The organism is Roseicyclus sp., from assembly GCF_052168335.1.
Taxonomy (GTDB): Bacteria; Pseudomonadota; Alphaproteobacteria; order Rhodobacterales; family Rhodobacteraceae; genus Roseibacterium.
Genome location: NZ_JBQLZP010000572.1, coordinates 1 through 4,316 on the forward strand (window position 1 = coordinate 1; position 4,316 = coordinate 4,316).

The 4,316-nt window shown below is 66.4% G+C and carries 1 protein-coding gene and 1 pseudogene; both read left to right on the forward strand.

Annotated features, from left to right (window positions below):
• Positions 1-762, forward strand: a pseudogene (locus tag ACTS11_RS17635) (DNA-directed RNA polymerase subunit beta); the annotation flags it as partial.
• A gap of 95 nt (positions 763-857) precedes the next feature.
• On the forward strand, positions 858-4,316 hold a 3,459-nt coding region (gene rpoC / locus ACTS11_RS17640; protein WP_442641604.1), incomplete at its 3' end, for a DNA-directed RNA polymerase subunit beta'.

A 4,316-nucleotide genomic window follows, 5' to 3' on the forward strand; every position in this document is an offset into this window, starting at 1 on the left:
GACTTCGTTCTCAACCCGCTCGGCGTGCCGTCGCGGATGAACGTGGGCCAGATCCTCGAGACGCACATGGGCTGGGCCGCGCGCGGCCTCGGCATCAAGATCGACGAGGCGCTGGACGAGTATCGCCGCTCGGGCGACATGACCCCGGTGCGCGACGCGCTGAAGATCGCCTACGGCGACGAGGCGTATTCCGACGCGTTCGGCGGCATGGACGAGGGCCAGGTCATCGAGGCGGCGGCGAACGTCACGAAGGGCGTTCCGATCGCCACCCCGGTCTTCGACGGGGCCAAGGAGCACGACGTGAACGACGCGCTCGTCCGGGCGGGCTTCAGCCAGAGCGGTCAGTCCGACCTCTTCGACGGCCGCACGGGCGAGAAGTTCGCGCGTCAGGTCACGGTCGGCGTCAAGTATCTGCTGAAGCTGCACCACCTGGTGGACGACAAGATCCACGCGCGCTCGACGGGTCCCTACTCGCTCGTCACCCAGCAGCCGCTGGGCGGCAAGGCGCAGTTCGGCGGCCAGCGCTTCGGCGAGATGGAGGTCTGGGCGCTGGAAGCCTACGGCGCGGCCTACACCCTGCAGGAGATGCTGACGGTGAAGTCCGACGACGTGGCGGGCCGGACCAAGGTCTACGAGTCGATCGTCAAGGGCGAGGACAACTTCGAGGCCGGCGTGCCGGAATCGTTCAACGTGCTCGTCAAGGAGGTCCGCGGCCTGGGCCTCAACATGGAACTCCTGGATGCGGAGGAGGACGAGGAGTGAGCCGGCCGGCGGGGTGAACCCGCCCACCGGCAACCGGGCATGGCGGGATGCGTCCCGCCGCGCCCCGTCCCTTCTGCACTAATCGAGGTATCTCAATGAACCAGGAACTCACGAACAACCCGTTCAACCCGCTGACCCCGGCCAAGGCCTTCGACGAGATCAAGGTCTCGCTCGCCTCGCCGGAGCGGATTCTCAGCTGGTCCTACGGCGAGATCAAGAAGCCCGAGACGATCAACTACCGCACGTTCAAGCCCGAGCGTGACGGTCTGTTCTGCGCGCGCATCTTCGGGCCGACCAAGGACTACGAGTGCCTGTGCGGCAAGTACAAGCGCATGAAGTATCGCGGCGTCGTCTGCGAGAAGTGCGGCGTCGAGGTGACGCTCCAGAAGGTCCGCCGCGAGCGCATGGGCCATATCGAGCTGGCCGCGCCCGTCGCGCACATCTGGTTCCTCAAGTCGCTGCCCTCCCGCATCGGCCTGATGCTGGACATGACGCTGCGTGACCTCGAGCGCATCCTCTACTTCGAGAACTACGTCGTGATCGAGCCGGGCCTGACGGACCTGAGCTATGGTCAGCTCATGACCGAGGAGGAATTCCTCGACGCGCAGGACGCCTATGGCGCAGACGCCTTCCAGGCGAACATCGGCGCCGAGGCGATCCGCGAGATGCTGGCGGCGATCGACCTCGAGAGCGAGGCGGCGCAGCTCCGCGAGGACCTCAAGGAGGCCACGGGCGAGCTGAAGCCGAAGAAGATCATCAAGCGGCTGAAGATCGTCGAGAGCTTCCTCGAGTCGGGCAACCGGCCCGAGTGGATGGTCATGACGGTGATCCCGGTGATCCCGCCGGAACTGCGTCCGCTCGTGCCGCTCGACGGCGGACGGTTCGCGACGTCCGACCTCAACGACCTCTATCGCCGGGTCATCAACCGGAACAACCGCCTCAAGCGTCTGATCGAGCTGCGCGCGCCCGACATCATCATCCGCAACGAGAAGCGGATGCTGCAGGAATCCGTCGACGCGCTCTTCGACAACGGCCGTCGCGGCCGGGTGATCACGGGCGCCAACAAGCGGCCGCTCAAGTCGCTGTCGGACATGCTCAAGGGCAAGCAGGGCCGGTTCCGCCAGAACCTGCTCGGCAAGCGCGTGGACTTCTCGGGCCGCTCGGTCATCGTGACCGGCCCGGAACTGAAGCTCCACCAGTGCGGCCTGCCCAAGAAGATGGCGCTCGAGCTGTTCAAGCCGTTCATCTACTCGCGGCTCGAGGCCAAGGGCCTCAGCTCGACCGTGAAGCAGGCCAAGAAGCTGGTGGAAAAGGAGCGCCCGGAGGTCTGGGACATCCTCGACGAGGTCATCCGCGAGCACCCGGTCCTCCTGAACCGGGCGCCGACGCTGCACCGCCTGGGCATCCAGGCCTTCGAGCCGATCCTGATCGAGGGCAAGGCGATCCAGCTTCACCCGCTGGTCTGCTCGGCCTTCAACGCCGACTTCGACGGCGACCAGATGGCCGTGCACGTCCCCCTCTCGCTGGAAGCCCAGCTCGAGGCGCGCGTCCTGATGATGTCGACGAACAACGTGCTTTCGCCCGCCAACGGCGCGCCGATCATCGTGCCGTCGCAGGACATGATCCTCGGCCTCTATTACGTGACGCTCGAGCGTGAGGGCATGAAGGGCGAGGGCATGATCTTCGCCGACGTGGACGAGGTGCGCCATGCCCTCGACGCGGGCGAGGTGCACCTGCACTCGAAGATCCAGGCGCGGATCGCGCAGATCGACGAGGAAGGCAACGAGGTGCTCAAGCGCTTCGAGACGACGCCCGGCCGGGCGCTCCTCGGCGCACTCCTGCCGCTCAACGCCAAGGCTCCGTTCGAGCTGGTGAACCGCCTTCTGCGCAAGAAGGAGGTGCAGCAGGTCATCGACACCGTCTACCGCTACTGCGGCCAGAAGGAGTCGGTCATCTTCTGCGACCAGATCATGACGATGGGCTTCCGCGAGGCCTTCAAGGCCGGCATCTCCTTCGGCAAGGACGACATGGTCATCCCCGAGCAGAAGTGGACGCTGGTCGAGGAGACGCGCGACCAGGTCAAGGAATTCGAACAGCAGTACATGGATGGCCTGATCACCCAGGGTGAGAAGTACAACAAGGTCATCGATGCCTGGTCGAAGGCCAACGACAAGGTCACCGAGGCGATGATGTCCACAATCTCGTCGAAGAAGTTCGACGAGACCGGCGCCGAGCTGGAGCCGAACTCCGTCTACATGATGGCGCATTCGGGCGCCCGGGGCTCGGTCACGCAGATGAAGCAGCTCGGCGGGATGCGCGGCCTGATGGCCAAGCCGTCGGGCGAGATCATCGAGACGCCGATCATCTCGAACTTCAAGGAAGGCCTGACGGTTCTGGAGTACTTCAACTCCACCCACGGCGCCCGCAAGGGCCTGTCGGACACCGCGCTCAAGACGGCGAACTCGGGCTACCTGACCCGTCGTCTGGTGGACGTGGCGCAGGACTGCATCGTTCGCCTGAACGACTGCGGCACCGAGAACACGATCACCGCGCGCGCGGCCGTCAACGACGGCGAGGTCGTGGCCTCGCTGGCCGAGCGCATCCTCGGGCGCACCTGCGGCGAGGACGTCATGGTTCCGGGCACCGACGAGGTGATCGTGGCCAGGGGCGAGCTGATCGACGAACGCCGCGCCGACGCCATCGAGGCGGCCGGTGTGCAGACCGTCGCCATCCGCTCGCCGCTGACCTGCGAGGCCGAGGAGGGCGTCTGCGCCACCTGCTACGGGCGCGACCTCGCGCGCGGCACGAAGGTGAACGTGGGCGAGGCCGTCGGCATCATCGCGGCCCAGTCCATCGGCGAGCCCGGCACCCAGCTGACGATGCGGACCTTCCACATCGGCGGCGTCGCGCAGGGCGGCCAGCAGTCCTTCCAGGAGGCGAACGTCTCGGGCGTGGCCAAGTTCGCCAACCCGAACCTCCTGAAGAACGCCGCGGGCGAGCAGATCGTCATGGGCCGGAACATGCAGGTGGTCATCACCGACGACCAGGGCACCGAGCGGGCGAGCTTCAAGCTCGGCTACGGCACCAAGGTCATGGTGCAGGACGGCCAGACCGTGTCGCGCGGGGATCGCCTGTTCGAGTGGGACCCCTACACCCTGCCGATCATCGCCGAGAAGGCCGGCACGACGAAGTTCGTCGACCTGATCTCGGGCGTGTCGATCCGCGAGGACACCGACGACGCCACCGGCATGACGCAGAAGATCGTGTCCGACTGGCGCACCGCGCCCAAGGGCAACGAGCTGAAGCCGGAGATCATCATCGTCGGCGACGACGGCGAGCCGGTGCGCAACGACCAGGGCAACCCGGTCACCTACCCGATGTCGGTCGACGCGATCCTCTCGGTCGAGGACGGCCAGAAGATCGAGGCGGGCGACGTCGTGGCGCGGATCCCGCGCGAGGGCGCCAAGACGAAGGACATCACCGGCGGTCTGCCGCGGGTGGCGGAACTCTTCGAGGCGCGCCGTCCCAAGGACCACGCCATCATCGCCGAGATC